At 73.3% G+C, this 17363-nt stretch carries 18 protein-coding genes; 4 read left to right on the forward strand and 14 right to left on the reverse strand.

Features of this window, described 5'->3' with window-relative positions:
* Positions 1-3: 3 nt before the first annotated feature.
* The 11 genes from ACIBBF_RS17830 to ACIBBF_RS17880 form a co-directional block, all read right to left on the reverse strand.
* Complete coding sequence (locus ACIBBF_RS17830; protein WP_397415823.1) at positions 4-1221, reverse strand: 4-hydroxybenzoate 3-monooxygenase; 1218 nt, start codon at positions 1219-1221, stop codon at positions 4-6.
* Complete coding sequence (locus ACIBBF_RS17835; protein WP_397415825.1) at positions 1218-1889, reverse strand: 3-oxoacid CoA-transferase subunit B; 672 nt, start codon at positions 1887-1889, stop codon at positions 1218-1220. Before ACIBBF_RS17835 ends, ACIBBF_RS17830 begins: the two co-directional genes overlap by 4 nt.
* On the reverse strand, positions 1886-2581 hold the full coding sequence (locus tag ACIBBF_RS17840; protein WP_397415827.1) for a 3-oxoacid CoA-transferase subunit A: 696 nt from the start codon (positions 2579-2581) through the stop codon (positions 1886-1888). Before ACIBBF_RS17840 ends, ACIBBF_RS17835 begins: the two co-directional genes overlap by 4 nt.
* On the reverse strand, positions 2578-3789 hold the full coding sequence (locus ACIBBF_RS17845) for a thiolase family protein (protein ID WP_397415829.1): 1212 nt from the start codon (positions 3787-3789) through the stop codon (positions 2578-2580). The genes ACIBBF_RS17840 and ACIBBF_RS17845 overlap by 4 nt, the downstream gene beginning before the upstream one ends.
* Positions 3789-4613 (reverse strand): IclR family transcriptional regulator C-terminal domain-containing protein, encoded by an 825-nt coding sequence (locus ACIBBF_RS17850; RefSeq protein WP_397415832.1) that lies wholly within the window; start codon positions 4611-4613, stop codon positions 3789-3791. The genes ACIBBF_RS17845 and ACIBBF_RS17850 overlap by 1 nt, the downstream gene beginning before the upstream one ends.
* 3 nt (positions 4614-4616) lie before the next feature.
* Entirely contained in the window at positions 4617-5522 is a 906-nt protein-coding gene (locus tag ACIBBF_RS17855; RefSeq protein ID WP_397415834.1) for an ABC transporter ATP-binding protein, read from the reverse strand.
* Position 5523: 1 nt separating this feature from the next.
* The gene (locus ACIBBF_RS17860) at positions 5524-6327 is read right to left on the reverse strand and encodes an ABC transporter permease (protein WP_397415836.1); all 804 of its coding nucleotides are present in this window, start codon (positions 6325-6327) and stop codon (positions 5524-5526) included.
* The gene (locus ACIBBF_RS17865) at positions 6324-7124 is read right to left on the reverse strand and encodes an ABC transporter permease (protein WP_397415838.1); all 801 of its coding nucleotides are present in this window, start codon (positions 7122-7124) and stop codon (positions 6324-6326) included. Before ACIBBF_RS17865 ends, ACIBBF_RS17860 begins: the two co-directional genes overlap by 4 nt.
* Complete coding sequence (locus ACIBBF_RS17870) at positions 7121-8095, reverse strand: ABC transporter substrate-binding protein (RefSeq protein WP_397415840.1); 975 nt, start codon at positions 8093-8095, stop codon at positions 7121-7123. The genes ACIBBF_RS17865 and ACIBBF_RS17870 overlap by 4 nt, the downstream gene beginning before the upstream one ends.
* Positions 8096-8378: 283 nt before the next feature.
* The gene (locus ACIBBF_RS17875) at positions 8379-9368 is read right to left on the reverse strand and encodes an ABC transporter substrate-binding protein (RefSeq protein WP_397415842.1); all 990 of its coding nucleotides are present in this window, start codon (positions 9366-9368) and stop codon (positions 8379-8381) included.
* Positions 9369-9555: 187 nt separating this feature from the next.
* Positions 9556-9933 carry a winged helix-turn-helix transcriptional regulator gene (locus ACIBBF_RS17880; protein ID WP_397415844.1) on the reverse strand — a complete coding sequence of 126 codons (378 nt, stop codon included), beginning with the start codon at positions 9931-9933 and terminating at the stop codon, positions 9556-9558.
* A gap of 104 nt (positions 9934-10037) precedes the next feature.
* On the opposite strand from ACIBBF_RS17880, the gene ACIBBF_RS17885 reads away from it, so the two are divergent.
* Entirely contained in the window at positions 10038-10856 is an 819-nt protein-coding gene (locus tag ACIBBF_RS17885; RefSeq protein WP_397415846.1) for a Rid family hydrolase, read from the forward strand.
* A gap of 26 nt (positions 10857-10882) precedes the next feature.
* On the opposite strand, the gene ACIBBF_RS17890 is transcribed toward ACIBBF_RS17885, so the two are convergent.
* Positions 10883-12889: a DHA2 family efflux MFS transporter permease subunit gene (locus ACIBBF_RS17890; protein ID WP_397415849.1), complete on the reverse strand. Its 2007-nt coding sequence runs from the start codon at positions 12887-12889 to the stop codon at positions 10883-10885.
* A gap of 126 nt (positions 12890-13015) precedes the next feature.
* Between ACIBBF_RS17890 and ACIBBF_RS17895 the strand changes: the two genes are divergently transcribed.
* Positions 13016-13780 carry a GNAT family N-acetyltransferase gene (locus ACIBBF_RS17895; protein WP_397415852.1) on the forward strand — a complete coding sequence of 255 codons (765 nt, stop codon included), beginning with the start codon at positions 13016-13018 and terminating at the stop codon, positions 13778-13780.
* A 76-nt stretch (positions 13781-13856) separates the two neighbouring features.
* On the opposite strand, the gene ACIBBF_RS17900 is transcribed toward ACIBBF_RS17895, so the two are convergent.
* Positions 13857-14126, reverse strand: a complete 270-nt coding sequence (locus tag ACIBBF_RS17900; RefSeq protein WP_397415854.1) for a hypothetical protein — start codon at positions 14124-14126, stop codon at positions 13857-13859.
* Positions 14127-14283: 157 nt separating this feature from the next.
* On the opposite strand from ACIBBF_RS17900, the gene ACIBBF_RS17905 reads away from it, so the two are divergent.
* On the forward strand, positions 14284-15165 hold the full coding sequence (locus ACIBBF_RS17905) for an LLM class F420-dependent oxidoreductase (RefSeq protein WP_397415856.1): 882 nt from the start codon (positions 14284-14286) through the stop codon (positions 15163-15165).
* On the forward strand, positions 15165-16667 hold the full coding sequence (locus ACIBBF_RS17910; RefSeq protein WP_397415858.1) for a hypothetical protein: 1503 nt from the start codon (positions 15165-15167) through the stop codon (positions 16665-16667). The genes ACIBBF_RS17905 and ACIBBF_RS17910 overlap by 1 nt, the downstream gene beginning before the upstream one ends.
* A 41-nt stretch (positions 16668-16708) precedes the next feature.
* On the opposite strand, the gene ACIBBF_RS17915 is transcribed toward ACIBBF_RS17910, so the two are convergent.
* On the reverse strand, positions 16709-17332 hold the full coding sequence (locus tag ACIBBF_RS17915; protein ID WP_397415860.1) for a TetR family transcriptional regulator: 624 nt from the start codon (positions 17330-17332) through the stop codon (positions 16709-16711).
* Positions 17333-17363: the final 31 nt, after the last annotated feature.

Here is a 17363-nt window from a genome sequence, read left to right on the forward strand (position 1 = left end):
CCGTCACGCGGCGCCCGCGGGGTCCCCGAGCACCGGTCCCCAGCCGGTGTACCCCTCGGCGAGGAACCGCCGGCCGGCCTCGGAGGCGACCAGGGTGCGCAGCTCGGCCAGCCGCCGCCGGGCGGCGAACCCGGTCTCCCCGGGGTGGGCGTGCAGCATGGTGCTCATCCACGCGGAGAAGTGCTGTGCACGCCACACCCGCTCGGACACGCGCCGGCCGTACTCGTCGAGCACGGCGTCGTCCCGCTTCGCGAACCAGGTCTCCAGCACGTCGTGCAGCACCACCACGTCCGCGAGCGCCAGGTTGAGGCCCTTCGCGCCGGTGGGTGGCACGGTGTGCGCGGCGTCGCCGGCCAGGAGCATGCGGCCGTGCCGCACGGGTTCGACCACGGACGACCGGAACCGCAGCACGGAGCGCTCCTGGACGGGGCCCTCGACGAGCCGGAACCCGTCGGGGCCGGCGACGCGGCGCTGGAGCTCGGCCCAGATCCGGTCCTCGGTCCAGCCGGCGGGGTCCTCGCCGGGGTCGCACTGGAAGTACATCCGCTGGTGGGTCTCGGTGCGCTGGCTGATCAGCGCGAACCCGTGCTCGGAGGTGGTGTAGACGAGCTCGGGGGCGCTGCGCGAGGCCTCGACGATGACGCCGAACCAGGCGTAGGGGTACTCGTGGGCGTACGTGTGCCGCTGCGACTCGGGCAGCGTGTGCCGCAGCGTGGAGCGCGACCCGTCGGCGCCGACCAGCACGTCGCAGCGCAGCTCGTGCTCCGCACCGTCCGCGTCGGTCCACAGCACGCCGGGCCGGTCGGTGCCGGCGTCGAGCACCTGGGTGACGGTGGCGCCCCAGCGCACGTCGCCGCCGTCGGCCTCCCGGCGCGTGGCGAGGTCGGTGAAGACGGCGGTCTGCGGGTAGAGCCACACGCTGCGCCCGGTCAGCCCGGTCAGGTCCACGCGGTGGTCGGCGCCGTCGAAGCGCAGCACGATGCCGTCGTGCCGGTCGCCCTCGCGCAGCACGCGGTCCATGCCGTTGTCCGCGAGCACCTGCACGGAGGACGCCTCGAGGATGCCGGCGCGGTGCGTGTGCTCGATCTCGTCGCGGGTGCGGGCCTCCAGCACCACGTGCTCGATCCCGGAGCGGTGCAGCAGGTGCGAGAGCAGCAGCCCGGCGGGACCACCGCCCACGACGGCGACGGGTGTGCGTTCCGGGGCGGGCGATGCGGTCACGGGGTCCTTCCCAGGGTCAGGCCGAGCAGCGTCTCGAGCTCGTCGTGCGTGGTGCCGTAGGTCTCCACGACGCGCGCGCCGTCCGGGCCCACGTCCAGCACGGCCAGGTCGGTGTAGACGCGGGAGACGCAGCCGACGCCGGTGAGCGGCAGCGTGCAGCGCTCCACGAGCTTGGGCGCGCCGTCCTTGGTCAGCAGCGTCATGGTCACGACGGTGCGCCGGGCGCCGACGGCCAGGTCCATCGCCCCGCCGACGGCGGGCACGGCCCCGGGCTCGCCCGTGGACCAGTTGGCGAGGTCGCCCGTGACCGAGACCTGGAAGGCCCCCAGCACGCAGACGTCGATGTGACCGCCGCGCATCATGGCGAACGAGTCGGCCTGGTGGAAGTAGGAGGCGCCGGGCAGCTCCGTGACGGGGACCTTGCCGGCGTTGACCAGGTCGGGGTCGACGGCGTCGGCGTCCGGGGAGGGGCCCATGCCGAGCATGCCGTTCTCGGTGTGCAGCGTGATGCCGCTGCCCGTGGCGAGATGGTCGGCCACGAGCGTGGGCAGCCCGATGCCGAGGTTGACGTACGACCCGGGCGCGATGTCCGCGGCGACCCGGGCGGCGATCTGCGCCTTGGTGAGCGGGGCGTCCGTGACCGTGCGGGTGTCGTCCAGGGGGGTCATGCCGTGATCTCCGTCGTGGCGGCGCGGGCGGGCAGCTCGACCACGGCGTCCACGTAGATGCCGGGCGTCACCACGGCCTCCGGGTCGAGCGCCCCGACGGGGACGACCTGGCGCACCTGGACCACGGTCCGCCGGGCGGCGGTCGCCATGATCGGTCCGAAGTTGCGCGCCGTCTTGCGGTACACGAGGTTCCCGGCACCGTCGGCCCGGTCGGCGCGCACCAGGGCGAGGTCGGCGTGGATCGGGTACTCCAGGACGTGGTCGACGCCGTCGATGCGCCGGTGCTCCTTGCCCTCGGCGAGCGGGGTGCCGAAGCCGGTGGGCGTGAAGAACGCGCCGATCCCGGCGCCGGCGGCCCGGATCCGCTCGGCCAGGTTGCCCTGCGGCACGAGCTCCAGCTCCACGGCGCCGGACCGGTAGGCGGCGTCGAAGTGCCAGGAGTCGACCTGCCGCGGGAACGAGCAGACCATCTTGGCCACGCGCCCGTGCCGGATCAGCCGGGCGAGCGGGTCCTCGCCGTTGCCGGCGTTGTTGCTCACCACCACGAGGTCGGTGGCGCCCTGCTCCAGCAGGGCCTCCACGAGCTCGGCGGGCTGGCCCGCCGGGCCGAAGCCGCCGATCATCACGGTCGATCCGTCGGCGACGTCCCCGAGCGCGTCGAGGGCGCCGGTGCCGAACACGGTGGCGCTCATGCGGCCCCGCCGGTCACGTTCTCCAGCACCACGGCCATGCCCTGCCCCACGCCGATGCAGATGGTCGCCACGCCCCAGCGGCCGCCGGTGGCCGCCAGGCGGCGGGCGAGCGTGCCGAGCACGCGCGTCCCGGACGCCCCGAGCGGGTGCCCGACGGCGATCGCGCCGCCCCAGGCGTTGACGATCCCCTCCTCGACCGGCCAGGCGTCGAGGCACGCCAGGGTCTGCGCGGCGAAGGCCTCGTTGATCTCGACGGCGGCGACGTCGTCCCACGTGATGCCCGACCGCTCCAGGGCCCGCTCGGTGGCCGCGACCGGGGCGTACCCGAAGTACTGCGGCTCGCCCGCCACCGTTGCCCGCCCCGCGATGCGGGCGAGCGGTTCGAGGCCGGTGAGCGCGGCCGCGCGCTCGGAGCCGATCAGCGCCGCCGAGGCACCGTCCGTCAGCGGGGAGGAGCTGCCCGCGGTGACCGTGCCGCCGGACGGACCGTGCCCCGCCGGGCGGAACGACGGCGCGAGGGCCGCCAGCCGCTCCAGCGAGGTGCCGGGACGGATCGGCTCGTCGCGCGTCAGGTCGGTGCCCGGGTACGGCGTGACGAGGTCGGCGTAGTGCCCGGCCTCCCATGCCGCGTGGGCGAGCTGGTGGCTGCGCAGCGCGTACTGGTCCTGCCGCGCGCGCGTGACGCCGTGCTTCTCGCGCAGCCGTTCGGTCGCCTCGCCGAGCGAGACGGTCCAGTCGGCGCGCATCCGCGGGTTGACCAGGCGCCAGCCCAGCGTGGTCGAGGACAGGTTCAGGTCGCCCGCCGGGAACGGCCGCTCGGTCTTGGGCAGCACCCACGGGGCGCGGCTCATCGACTCCACGCCGCCGGCCACGACCACGTCGGCGTCCCCGGCCTCGATCGCCCGGGCCGCCTGCACGGCGGCCTCCAGCGAGGACCCGCACAGCCGGTTGACGGTGGTGCCCGGCACGGTGATCGGCAGGTCCGCGAGCAGCACGGCCATGCGCGCCACGTCCCGGTTCTCCTCGCCCGCGCCGTTCGCGTTGCCCAGGATCACGTCGTCGACCACGGCGGGGTCCAGCCCGGGGGCGCGCCGCACCTGCTCGCCGACCACGAAGGCGGCCAGGTCGTCGGGCCGCACCCCGGACAAGGCCCCGCCGTACCGGCCGAACGGGGTCCGGACCGCGTCGAACACATAGGCGGTCGCCATCAGATCGTTCCTCTCATCCGGGCCAGGTCCGACTCGATGGCGGCCGCGGCCGCCTGCAGCGGGGGCAGCAGGTGCTCCAGGATCTCGGCGATCTCACCGCGCCGGACCGGCGCGGACACGTTCACCGCGGCGACGACGCGGCCCGTGCCGTCGCGCAGCGGGGCCGCGACCGAGCGCAGCCCCTCCTCCAGCTCCTGGTCCACGAGGGCCCAGCCCTGCTCCCGCACCTGCGCCAGCACGGCACGCAGGTCGTCGGGCCGGGTGACGGTGCGCGACGTCAGCGCGCTGAGCGTGGTCGAGGCGAGGTAGGCGTCCACCTCGGCCGGCTCGGCGTGGGCGAGCACCGCCCGCCCCATCGACGTGGCGTACGCGGGGAACCGGGTGCCCACCCGGATCGCCGCGTTCATGATCCGGTGCGTCGCCACGCGCGCCACGTAGACGATGTCCGCGCCGTCGAGCACCGCCACCGAGGAGGACTCCCCCACCTGCGCCGACAGCTCCCGCAGGTGCGGCTGCACGATCTCGGGCAGCGTGAGGCTCGACAGGTAGGCGTAGCCGAGGTCGAGGATCGCCGGGCGCAGCGTGAACTCCCGCCCGTCGCTCGCGACGTACCCGAGCTCGACCAGGGTGTGCAGGAACCGGCGCGCCGAGGCGCGGCTCAGCCCTGCCTCCCGCGCCACGTCGCTCAGCGTGAGCGACCGGTGGTCCTGGTCGAACGCCCGGATCACCGCCAGCCCGCGCTCCAGCGACTGCACGAACTCGGGCGAGCGGCCACCCGCGTCACTCGTCTCCTCGACCATGAGGTCCCCCTCGGCTCGGTCCATCGATCACGCCCCGGCTCGCGGCGGGACGTCCGCCGGATGCGTGAGGTGCGCGTCGGCCAGGCTACGTACGCCCTTCTTGGCCTGCTGGACGAGCTCGTACACGTGCGTGCGCAGGCGCGCGAACTCGGCGTCGCCGCGCGTCTCGAGCTGGTCGCGCTCGGCACCCAGGCCGACGGCGACGTCCTCCAGCACGACCGTGGGCCGGGCCGACAGGACGAGCACGCGTTCGCCGAGGTAGATGGCCTCGTCGATGTCGTGGGTCACGAACACGACCGTGATGCCCAGGCGCTTCCACAGCGTGCGCACCAGGTCCTCGAGCTCGAAGCGGGTCTGCGCGTCGACGGCCGCGAACGGCTCGTCCATGAGCAGCACCTGGGGCTCGTAGGCCACGGCCCGGGCGATGGCCACGCGCTGCTGCATGCCGCCGGAGAGCTGCCACGGGTAGGACGCCGCGACGTCGGCCAGGCCGACCGCCGCGAGCGTCTCGCCCACCAGCTGCGCCCGGCGGGCCTTGCCGACACCCTTCTCCTTGAGGGGCAGCTCGACGTTCTGGGCCACGCTCATCCAGGGGAACAGCGAGCGCCCGTACTCCTGCAGCACCACGGCCATGCCCGGCGGGGGGCCGGTGATCGCGACGTCGCCGAGCACCAGCTCGCCGGAGGTGGCGGGCATGAGGCCGGCCATGCAGCGCAGCAGCGTCGTCTTGCCGGCACCCGAGGGGCCGACGACGCACACCAGCTCGCCCGGCCGGATCTCGAACGTGAGGTCGGCGATGGCCTCGACGGGCTCGCCGCGGCCGGTGTAGACCTTGCGCAGGTTGCGGACGTCGAGGCGTGCGCCGCCGGGGTGCTCGGCCGCGGCACGGTCCGGAGCGGCGCGGCCGGCGGCCGTGTTCGCGGGGCTGGACATGTCAGGCACCTCCGTGCTGGGACTGCCGGTACCCGAGGTACCAGCGCAGGACCGCGTCCGTCACGGCCCGGAAGACGAGGGACAGCAGCACGCCGACGACGCCGAGCAGGATGACCCCGCTCCACATCTCCGGGATGGCGAAGCTGCGCTGGAACTGCACGATGGAGAAGCCGAGGCCGTCCTTGGCGGCGAACATCTCGCTGATGACCATGAGGATGATCCCGATGGACAGGGCCTGCCGGGCGCCCGTCACGATCTGCGGGCTGGCGCCCCGCAGCACCAGGTGGCGCAGCGTCGCCACGGGGCCCAGCCGGTAGGCCCGGGCGGTGTCGCGCAGCACGGGGTCCAGTCCGCGCACGCCCTCGACCGTGTTGAGCAGGATGGGCCACAGGCAGCCGATGGCGATCACGACGATCTTCATGGTGTCGCCGATGCCGAAGAACAGCATGAGGATGGGCACGAGCACCGGCGGCGGCACGGCCCGGAAGAACTCCAGCACGGGCTCCGCGAAGGCGCGCAGCGCCCGGGAGGACCCGATGGCGACGCCGAGCGCGATGCCGGCCACCAGGGCGACGGCGTAGCCCGCCAGCAGGCGCAGCACCGACGGGACCACGTCCACGGCCAGGCGGCTCTCGCCGAGCGGCGCGGAGAACCACGTCTCGCGGAACGTGCCGACGATGGTGCTCAGCGGCGGGTTGAAGAACGAGGTGCTCCCGGCGCTCGTGAACCACCACGTCGCCACGATCACGGCGGGCAGCCCGAGCGTCACGAGCACGGGCCGCAGGACCTTCCAGGCGCTGCTCATGCCGCCACCTCCCCGCGCACCGACGGGTGCCAGAACAGCACGCGCCCCTCCAGGGCCCGCGCGAGCACGTTGACGGCGACCCCGAGCAGGCCGGCCACCACCACGTACGCGTACATCGACTCCACGGCACCCGAGGACTGTGCGACGCCGAGCAGCTTGCCGATGCCCGGCGTACCGATGAGGAGCTCGCCGGTCACGGTGAGGATCAGGGCGACGCTCGCGGCCAGGCGCAGGCCCGTCATCGCGTACGGCAGCGTGGTGGGCCACACGACCGTGCGGATCCGGGTCAGCGTCGAGAACCGGTAGGAGCGCGCCGTGTCGGAGGCGACGGGGTCGACGTCCCGCACGCCGGAGAGCACCTGGACCAGCACCTGCCAGAAGCTGGCGTAGACCACCAGCAGCAGCGTCGAGACCATGCCCGTGCCGTACAGCAGCACGGCTACGGGGATCAGCGCGACCGACGGCACCGGCCGCAGGAACTCGATGGTCGAGGCGGTCACGGCGCGCAGCACCGGTACGGAGCCGATGACGACGCCGAGCACCACGCCGGCGACCAGCGAGATCGCCAGGCCCGTGACCCACGTGGTGAGCGTCTGGCCCAGCGCCGTCCAGAACTCCGGCGTGCCGAGCCGCTCGCCGAGTGCCGTCAGGATGCGCGACGTCGGCGGCAGGAACCGCGCGTCCACGAGCCCGAGCCGGGGCGCGAGCTCGACCACGAGCAGGAGCACCGCCACCCCCGCCAGGCCGAGGGCCCAGGCGGGGGTGCGGCGACCGGCGAGCCGGTGCGTGCGGGTCACGGCAGGAGCTTGCTCACGTCGACGGGCTCGTCGAACATGCCCTGCTCCGTGCCGAGGTCGGCCAGGAGCTGGAACGAGGCGTCGGTCAGGTCGGCCGAGAACTTCGGCATGACCATGGCCTCCTTCACGGCGGGGTCGATCTCGGTGTAGGTGTCCAGGACGGCCCGGGTCTCGTCCGGGTGCTCCTCCGCGTAGGTGAGCGACTGCTCCATGGCGGCGGTGAACGCCTCGACGGTCTCCGGGTCCTGCGCGATCTGCTGGTCGGAGGTGAAGTAGGCGGCGATCATCAGGTCGGGGTCGGTCTCCGCGAAGTTGGAGGCCACGACCTCGGCGCCCTGCTCCAGGGCGGTGGTCAGGTGCGGCTCGACCACCCAGGCGGCGTCCACCTGCTCGCCCGCGACGGCGGCCGGCATGTCGGGGAAGCCCATCTCGACGAACTCGACGTCGTCCGCCTCGCCGCCCGCGTCGCCCACGACCTTGCGGATCGTGGTGTCGCCGATGTTGTTGAGCGTGTTGACGGCGACGGTCTTGCCGGCCAGGTCGGCCGCGTCCTTGATCTTCGAGCCCTCCGGCACCACGACGGCGCCGAAGTCCTCGCCCGGCGTGCCGGTGGTGTAGTTGCCGGCCGCGACGGCCTTGAGGGGCAGGCCCTGCGAGGACGCGACGAGCAGGGAGGTCACGTTGCTGAAGCCGAACTGGTACTCGCCGCTGACCACGGCGGGCACGATCGCTGCGCCGCCCTGGGCGAGCTCCAGCGTGACGTCGAGACCCTGCTCCTCGAAGAAGCCCTCCTGGACACCGAGGTAGATGGGGGCGACGTCGACGATCGGGATGACACCGACCGTCACCGGGGTGAGCTCGCCGTCGGCCGGGGCGTCCCCCTCCCCTCCGGCGTCGGAGGTGCCGCCGCAGGCGGCCAGGACGAGGGCTGCGGCCGAGGCCACCACCGCGAGAGGGAACGTGCGACGCACTGTGGTTCTCCTTCGAGACATGGTGATTGCGATTGAGATTCGGCGCGCCACTGCGGTTCGCAGGTGTGCGGCATCCGAACGCCTGTGCTCAGGGAGAACACTCGCAGGATCAGCAGCCGGGGTCAACACCCCGTTTTGTCACGATCCGGTCACCACGACCGGGCCACCACGAGACCGTCACGGCAGGACGAAACCGCAGGTCAGGAACGCGTCGCAGCCCGTGACCCCTCAGCGGTGCGGCACCGCCCGCCGGCCGGGGGTCAGCCGGGCCGGCGGGCCGCGGTCACTGCGCGGGCTCCTGGACGAGCAGCTTGGTCACGTCCACGGGCTTGTCGAACAGGCCGTACTTCAGGCCGAGGTCGGCCAGCACCTGGAGGTAGGTGGGCTCGATGTCCGCGGCGAAGCGCGGCATCACCATCACCGACTTCACGACCGGGTCGATCTCCGTGTAGGTGTCGAGCACGGCCCGCGTCTCGTTCGGGTGGTCCTGCGCGTAGGTGAGCGACTCCTTGACCGCCGCCGTGAAGGCGGCCACCGTCTCCGGGTCCTGCTCGAGGGTCTGGTCGGAGGTGAAGTACGCCGCGACGAGCAGGTCGTGGTCGGTCTGGGCGAAGTTGGAGCTGATGATCTTCGCGCCCTGCTGCACCGCCGTGGTCAGGTGCGGCTCCACGACCCAGGCCGCGTCGACCTGCCCGCCCTTGAGGGCCGGGAGCATCTCCGGGAAGGGCATCTCGACGAACTCGACGGCCGCCGGGTCGCCGCCCGAGGCGTCGACCACGTTGCGCACGGTCGTGTCGCCGATGTTGTTGAGCGAGTTCACCGAGACGGTCCGCCCGGCCAGGTCGGCCGCCGTCGCGATGTCGGAGTCACCGGGGGCGACCACCGCGCTGAAGTCCACGCCGTCCTGCCCGGTCGAGAAGTTCCCGGGCGCCACGATCTTGAGCGGCTCACCCTGGTTCGAGGCCATCAGGAGGGAGGTCACGTTGCTGAACCCGAACTGGTAGTCGCCCTTCACCACGGCGGGCACGATCGCCGCCCCGCCGTCGGCGAGCTCGAGCGTGACGTCCAGCCCGTGCCTGGCGAAGATGCCCTCCTGGACACCGAGGTAGATCGGGGCGACGTCCACGATGGGGATGACGCCGACGGTGACCGCCTGGCGCCCGCCGGTGGCGGACGAGGAGCTGTCCGGGGACGCACCGGACGGCGTGGCGCACGCGGCCAGGGCCACGGCCACGGCTGCCGCCGTCGCGATGAGCGGGATCTTTCGACGCACTGGGGGTTCTCCTTCGAACTTGCACTTGCCCGGGGGATGCGGCACAGCGCGCCCGCGTACGCGGGCGCGCGGACGTACGACGAACAGGCGTGCCGGGGAGAACGGTGCCGGGCCGTGCCGACGTGGTCAACACCACAACGGTCACGATCGGGTCAAAAGTGCACGTCGAGAACTCGGACCCGGCCCCTCAGGCGTCGAACCCCCGGCGGGACGACTCGATGTGCCCCATGTTCTGCCGGGTCCACTCGCACATCAGGTCGACCGTGGCGCGCAGGCCCCGGCCGGGCCCGGTGAGCGTGTACTCGACCCGCGGCGGCACCACGGGGTGCACGGTGCGCTCGACCAGGCCGTTGCGCTCCATCATCCGCAGGTTCTGGGTCAGCATCTTGTGGCTGATCCCCTCCAGGGCGTCCCGCAGCTCGCTGAACCGCAGCGTCCGGTCGCCCAGCGTCTCGATGATGAGCAGGGCCCACTTGTTCGCGACGTCGGAGAAGATCTCCCGCGCCAGCGTCCCCGCGCGCATGATGTCGTCCTGGGCCGGCTCGTCGACCTGCGTGGTCACCATCTGGTTCCTCCGTCACCGAGAAGTGCGTCCTTCCGCACCCACCTTAACTCTCCTATGGTTTCTGAGTAACCACTGGTAACCGAGTAACCAAGGAGCAGGAGATCATGAGCGTCACCCTCAGCAACCCCGAGGGCCTCGTCCGGAGCGCGGCCTACCACCAGGTCGCCGTCACGACGGGCACCCGGCAGGTCTTCGTCGCCGGGCAGGTCGCCTGGGACGCCGACGGCGGCACCGTGGGCGCCGGGGACCTGGCCGCCCAGGTCGAGCAGAGCTATGCGAACGTCGAGGTGGCGCTGCGTGACGCGGGCGCCGGCCTCGCGGACGTCGTGCGGCTGACCGTGTACGTCGTGGACTGGACGCCGGACAAGATGCCCCAGCTCCTGGACGGCATGGCACGCGCTGCCGCCCGGCTCGGGATCACGGCGCCTCCGCCCGCGACGCTCATCGGCGTCGCCGCCCTGGACGTGCCCGACCACCTGGTCGAGATCGAGGCGACAGCCGTGGTCGACGACGAGCCCCGGTTCTTCACCGTGCCCGGGTACGGCGACCGGATGCTGGAGCGGATGCGGTACCACCAGGCGGTCCGCGTCGGGAACCGGGTGGAGATCTCGGGCCAGGGCGGCTGGGACGACGACCTCACGTTCCCGGACGACCTGGAGGAGGAGATCGTCCGGGCTTTCGACAACGTCGAACGCGTGCTGCAGGCGGCCGGTGCGTCGTGGAGCGACGTGGTGCACGTCAACTCCTACCACCTGCCCGAGGAGGCCGGGTACATCGGGGAGGCGACCAACCGCGTGATGGTCGAGCAGTTCCGCGCCCGGATGGGCGACCGGGCACCGGTCTGGACGGAGACCGGTGTGTCCGCCCTGGGGGCGCCCGGGATGCGCGTCGAGATCCGCGTCACGGCGGTGGTGGAGGACTGACCGACGAGGCCGGCGGCGGGCGGCCGTCAGGGGCGGTCGGCCGCGTCCGTCAGGAGGTCGCGCGTGAGCTGGTCCACGAGCTGCGCGACCTCCGGCTCGTCGCCGTCGGGCCACTCGGCGACGTACCGCCGCAACCGCTCCCGCTCGGCCTCCCGGATCGCCTCGGCGACGGCGTCACCGGCCGGCAGCGCCCGCACGGTGTCGCCGTCGACCGTCACGAGGCCCCGGGTCTCGAGGGAACCCGCCACGACCCGCACCACGTCCTGGTCGGCGCCGGTGCGCTCGGCCATGAGCCGCAGGGAACGGGTCCGCTTGAGCGAGACCCGCGTGAGCATCCACGCCTCCCGCGCCGACAGCCCGACGTCGGCCGCGACCAGGTCGTAGACCCGCAGCGGGTCGCGCTTGCCCACGCGGCGCCACAGGATCATGCGCAGCTCCTCCAGCGACGTGCGGGACGACGGCAGCGCGAAGGACGCTCCCGCCGCATGCCCCGCCTCGGTGCCGTCGCCGCCGCGCGTGGCCGTGCGCAGCTCCACCTCGGGCAGCAGCCACGTCAGCGCGAACGCCAGCAGCGCCACGGGCACCGCCCCGAGGAACACGACGTGCAGGGCGCCCGTGTACGCGTCGAGGAACCACGTCTGCACCTCGGGCGGGCACTGCGCGAGCGCCTGCGTGGACGCCGACAGCGACTCGGGCCCGCACGGGCCCTGCGCCCCGCCCGGGACCGACCGGGCCAGCTCGGCCGCGAGCCGGTTCGCGAACACCGTGCCGAACACCGCCACGCCGACGGACGAACCGATGGTGCGGAAGTAGGTGGTGCCCGACGTCGCGGTACCCAGGTCGCGGTAGCTCACGGCGTTCTGCACGGCGATGACCAGCACCTGCGTCACCATGCCGAGCCCCGCGCCGAGCACGAACATGCTCAGGCCGGCCTGGAACGTCGTCGTGGCCTGGTCCATGAGAGAGAGCAGGTAGAGGCCCGCTGCGGTCACCGCCGTACCGAGGATCGGGTAGACCTTGTAGCGGCCGGTGCGCGAGATGAGCTGGCCCGAGCCGATCGACGTGAGCAGCAGGCCGAGCATCATCGGCGTCATCTCCAGCCCGGACTCGGTGGGCGTGGAACCCTTGACCGTCTGCAGGTACAGCGGCAGGTAGGTGATGGCGCCGAACATCGCGAAGCCCACCGCGAACCCGATCACCGCGGCGACGGAGAACACCTTGTCGCGGAACAGGTGCAGCGGCAGCACCGGCTCGGGGGCACGCCGCTCGACGGCGACGAACGCGACGAGGCCGGCCACCGCGAGCGCCGCCATCGCGTACACGGGCGCCGAGCTCCACCCCCACGTGGTGCCGCCCAGGCTCGTGAGCAGCACGATCGCGGTCGAGACCGTGGCCAGCAGGACGATGCCCGCGTAGTCGATGCGCGGCCGCGTCCCGGTCGCGATGCGCGGCAGCACCGCGGCGACGGCCACCAGCGCGAGGACGCCGACGGGCACGTTGACGTAGAACACCCAGCGCCAGTCGAGGTTGTCGACGAAGAACCCGCCCAGCAGCGGCCCCGCGACCGACGAGACACCGAAGACCGCCCCGAACAGACCCTGGTACCGGCCGCGGTCCCGGGGTGGCACCACGTCGCCGATGATCGCCTGCGACAGCACCATGAGCCCACCGCCCCCGACGCCCTGCAGGGCACGCCAGGCGATGAGCTGACCCATGGTCTGCGACGTGCCGGCCAGCACCGATCCCGCGAGGAAGATGACGATGCAGGCGAGGAAGAGCGGCTTGCGCCCGAACAGGTCGCCGAGCTTGCCCCAGAGCACGGTGGTCGCGGTGCTGGCCAGCATGTACGCCGTCACGACCCAGGACAGGTGCTCGGCGCCGCCCAGGTCGGACACGATGGTGGGCAGCGCGGTGGCCACGATGGTCTGGTCGAGCGCGGCGAGCAGCATCGCGAGCATCAGCCCGCCGAAGATGGCCCAGACCCTGCCCTTCGGCAACGCCTGCGGTCCTGCCTCTGCGATCGGTGCGGTCATGCGGCGCCTCCCAGGTCCCGGGCGGACGGCGCGGTCCGTGCGCCGGTGCGCGTGCCCCACGCAGCAGACTGGCACGACGGGCCGGGGTCGGCGCGGGGAGACGGCGACCGCCGCTACGGTGGGCCCATGCCCGCACCCGAGGACGACACGGTCCGGTTCTGGGGCCTGGCCAGCACCCACGAGCAGCTCGACGGCTCCTGCCTGGCCCGCCGGGAGGCCGCACCACGGCTCGGCCTGGCCACCTTCCTGTACGCCGTGACACCCCGCGACGCCGAGGTGCTGCGGCACGACCTCGCGACGGCGGCGGCGCGCGGATGCCGGCGGGTCGTGGTCGAGGACCGTACACCACGCTGGGTCGAGGCGGAGCTGCTGCTCGACGGCTGGGCGGCCGAGGACGAGCTCCGCCTCGTGCTGCCGGACCGGCAGGCGCTCGCCGGCACGGCACCGCAGCATCGCGTGCTGCGCGCCGAGGACGCCGACCCCGGCTGGGCGGCGCGGCGTGCCATGCTGCGCACGGACCACCTCGAGGAGGACGCGCGCCACGGCGTGCCGGAGCGGCCCGTGGCCGACACCGACGCCACGGTCGCCCACCGGCAGGCCCTCGAACGGCACGCGACCTACTTCTGCGCGGAACGGCGGGGGGACGTCGCCGGATTCGTGTGCGCCTGGCGTGCGCCGTCGGGGCAGGGCGTGGTCGAGGACGTCTTCGTGGCCCCGGAGCACCGGGGGCACGGCGTGGCCAGGGCACTGCTGCGCCACGCGGTCGGGGCGCTGCGCGCCGAGGGTGCCGGCCCGGTCGGGATCGCCGCCGAGGTGGGTGACACGCCGGGTCACCTGTACGCACGCCTGGGCTTCCGGCCGCACCGTACGGTCCGTTCCCTGACCCGCTGACCCGATCGCGACACCGGCGCGGGGCGGGCCTCGGACTGCTGGGCGACTGCGCTGCTGAACGGGTGCGGCCCGCCGGTCAGCGGGCGCGGGAGTCCGGCGGGGTGGTGCCCGGCCGCTGCGGGTCGCCGCCCGGCTCCTTGCGCCGCCCCGGCCCGGACCCGGCGTTCAGCATCGCGAACACCGGCGCGAACGCCGCCCCGAACACGATGCCCAGGGCGATGTTGTCCAGCGCCACGCCGAACGCCACCCCGATGCCGAGGCCGACCGCGATCCCCACGCCCCAGCTCGAGCCCGCGGTCGGCGTGGTGTCGTCGTCGCGCTCCTCGTCGGGTCCTCCGGTCGCCATGTCGTCACCGTAGGCCAGACCCTGCCGCGTGCACCTCCCCCGACGGGTGGATCTTGTGGTCGTCCCTCAGGAGTACGCCCGCCGGTCCGGTGCCGTCCTGGTCCGGGGATCGGCGAGGCCTGGCTGACGGGGCCGCGACGGCATAGCGTCGGGAACCATGGACCTAGGACTGCACTACTCCACGTTCACGCACCCCGAGTGGGAGACCACCCTGGCCGACCGACTCACCGAGACCGCGCGGATCGCCGACGACGGCGGTGTGAGCCTCATGACCGTCATGGACCACTGGTTCCAGATGCTCCACACGGGTGGCCCCCACGAGCCGATGCTGGAGGGGTACACGACGCTCGGCTACCTCGCCGGCGTCACGAAGAACGTCCGGCTGAGCCTGCTGGTCACGGGTGTCACCTACCGGTACCCCGGGCTGTTGGCCAAGACGGTCTCCACGCTGGACGTCCTGTCCCGCGGCCGGGCGATGCTGGGCATCGGAGCGGCCTGGTACGACCGTGAGCACGCGGGCCTCGGCGTGCCGTTCCCGCCCGTCGCCGAGCGCTTCGAGCGCCTGGAGGAGACCCTGCAGATCTGCCGCCAGATGTGGTCCGACGACGACGGCGCCTACGACGGCAAGCACTACCACCTCGCGGAGACCATCAACCTGCCGCGCCCGCCCCGTGGTGCGGTACCCGTCATGATCGGCGGCGGCGGCGAGCGCAAGACCCTGCGGCTGGTGGCCCAGTACGCCCAGGCGTGCAATCTCTTCGGCGCGCCGGGCCCGGAGGGGGTGGAGATGGTCGGTCACAAGCTCGACGTGCTCCGCGAGCACTGCGACCGGCTCGGCACCGACTACGACGCCATCGAGAAGACCATGCTCTTCCAGGGCGACCCCACCGGCGACGTCGACGGCTTCCTCGCCGACATGGAGCGGTACCGCGCGCTCGGCATCACGCTCGTGGCCCTGATGCCGCCGCTGTACCAGGACCCGGTGCCGTGGGCGACCCGCCTGGCCGAGGACGTCGTGCCCCGGCTGCGGGACGTCTGATGGGTCCTTCCGGACCGCTGGAGGTGCTGGACGGCTGGTGGGACCCGCGGGCGTCGCTGCTCGCGGACCCCGCCTGGGCGGCGGGACCGCACGACCATCACGTGCGCGAGACCTGCTGGTACGCCCTGGGCCTCCTGTCCCGGGCGGCGGACGGCGGGGCGACGGCCGACGTCGACCGCGCCGTCGCCGCCCTCGACGCCGTGCTGGACCAGCAGTGGGACGACCCGTCGGTGCCGTGGCACGGGACGTGGCGCCGTTCGCCCGCCGAACCCGACCCCTCCCCCGAGCACGCCCGGGAGTGGCGCGACTACGACCCGAACTGGCGTGAGTTCATCGGCTGCACGCTGCTCCAGGTCGTGGCCGCCCACGCCGACGTGCTCCCGCCCGCGCTGCTGGCCCGGATCGACACCGCCCTCGTCCGGGCGATCACCGGCACCAGTGCACGGCGGGTGAGTCCCGGCTACTCGAACATCGCGCTCATGGCGGCCTTCCTGCTGCATGCCGTCGGATGCCGCACGGGGAACGCGGCATGGGACCAGCAGGGCCTGCACCTGGCGGGCGAGGTCTTCGACCGCTTCGCGGAGCACGGCACGTTCGAGGAGTACAACTCCCCCACGTACTACGGCATCGACCTGTACGGGCTGGCCCTCTGGCGGCGGCACGGCCTCGACCCGGCGACGGCGGCGCGGGCGGCCGCCGTCGAGCTCGCACTGTGGGACGAGATCGCGCGGCACTACCACGCGGGGCTGGCGAACATGGTGGGCCCGTACGACCGGTCCTACGGGATGGACCTGCAGGAGTACGCCTCCGGCGTCGGGGTCTGGATCTGGTCGGTGGTGGGGCGCGAGTGCGCCCCGTTCCCCGACCACACGGGGCCTATCGGCCATCACCGGGACCTCGCGCTGGCCCCGCTGGTGGCCGCACTCGGCGCGCCCGACCTGCCGGCCCGGACCCGGGCAGCACTGGAGACGTTCGACGGACCACGGGCCACCCGCCAGGTGATCACGGCACGCCGGGTGGCCACCGCGGTACTGGAGCCGCACCTCATGGTCGGCGCGGAGGACGTCGGGGGCGACCGGGGCCGGCTCGACGGCCAGTTCCACCCGCTGACCGCGCACTGGCGCCCCGAGGAGCCGGGACCGGTCGGCTGGTTCCGCCTGGTGAGCGATCTGACGATCGACGCCGCCGCCCGCCCCACGGGCGAACCGGACACGGCGACGGCGACGCTCCGCTGGACCGGCGCGGGCACGATCCGGTTCCAGGTGCGCCCCGGAGGTACCGCGGGCCCGGAACCTTCAGCGCCGGAGCCGTCAGGCGCCACGACGGCCGCGATCGCCCTCACCGCGAGGTCGTGGCGTCTCCCCTCGCTGCTGGTGCGGGTCACCACGCAGGCGGGGTTGCGGGAGGTGACCCGATCGCACGACGGCACCTGGTGGGTCGCCTACGACACGGACGGCCCGGGCGAGGCCCGTCTCGACCTGGCCCGCAGACCCTCGACCTGACGAACCGGTACGGCTCACGGCGCCACGTGGGCGGCCTGCGTTCAGCGGTCCGGCGACGGCGGCAGGTCGCGGCCGATCAGCCGCACGATCGCCACCTCGGTCGCCTCGGCCATGTCGACCGAGCCCGGCGCCAGCAACCACTGGAGCTGGAGGCCGTCCATCGTCGCGACGATCACCCGGGCGGTGGTGGCGGCGTCGACGTCGGCGGGGATCTCGCCCTGGCCCGCGGCGTCGTCGAGCGCCTCGACCACCAGGTCGAGCAGGCCCGCGTAGCGGCCACGGAACCACTCCTGTGCGGGGTGGCCGGCGGTCACGCTCTCCGCGGCGAGCACGGTGTAGAGCCGCACGATCCCCTCGCGCCCGGCGTTCCGGCGCACGGTGTCGACGAGATGGCGCAGGAAAGCCAGGCCGCGTGGGCGCTCGTGGCCGAGCTCCGAGATGTCGGTCGAGTCGCGCAGGTCGAGCACGCCGGTGAGCAGACCGGCCTTCGACGAGAAGTAGTGCAGCACACCGGCCTGGGTCAGCCCCACCCGGGACGCGATCTCGGCCAGCGACGCGCTCTGGTAACCGCGCTCGGCGAAGGTCTCCATCGCGATGCGCAGGATCTCCGCCCGGCGCTCCGCGGGAGGACGCCGCACCCGGCCCGCACCGGCTTCTCGTGTCATCCGAGCGAGTCTACGGACCCGGTGGCGCACA

The organism is Promicromonospora sp. NPDC050880 (assembly GCF_044456525.1).
In the GTDB taxonomy this organism is placed as follows: domain Bacteria; phylum Actinomycetota; class Actinomycetes; order Actinomycetales; family Cellulomonadaceae; genus Promicromonospora.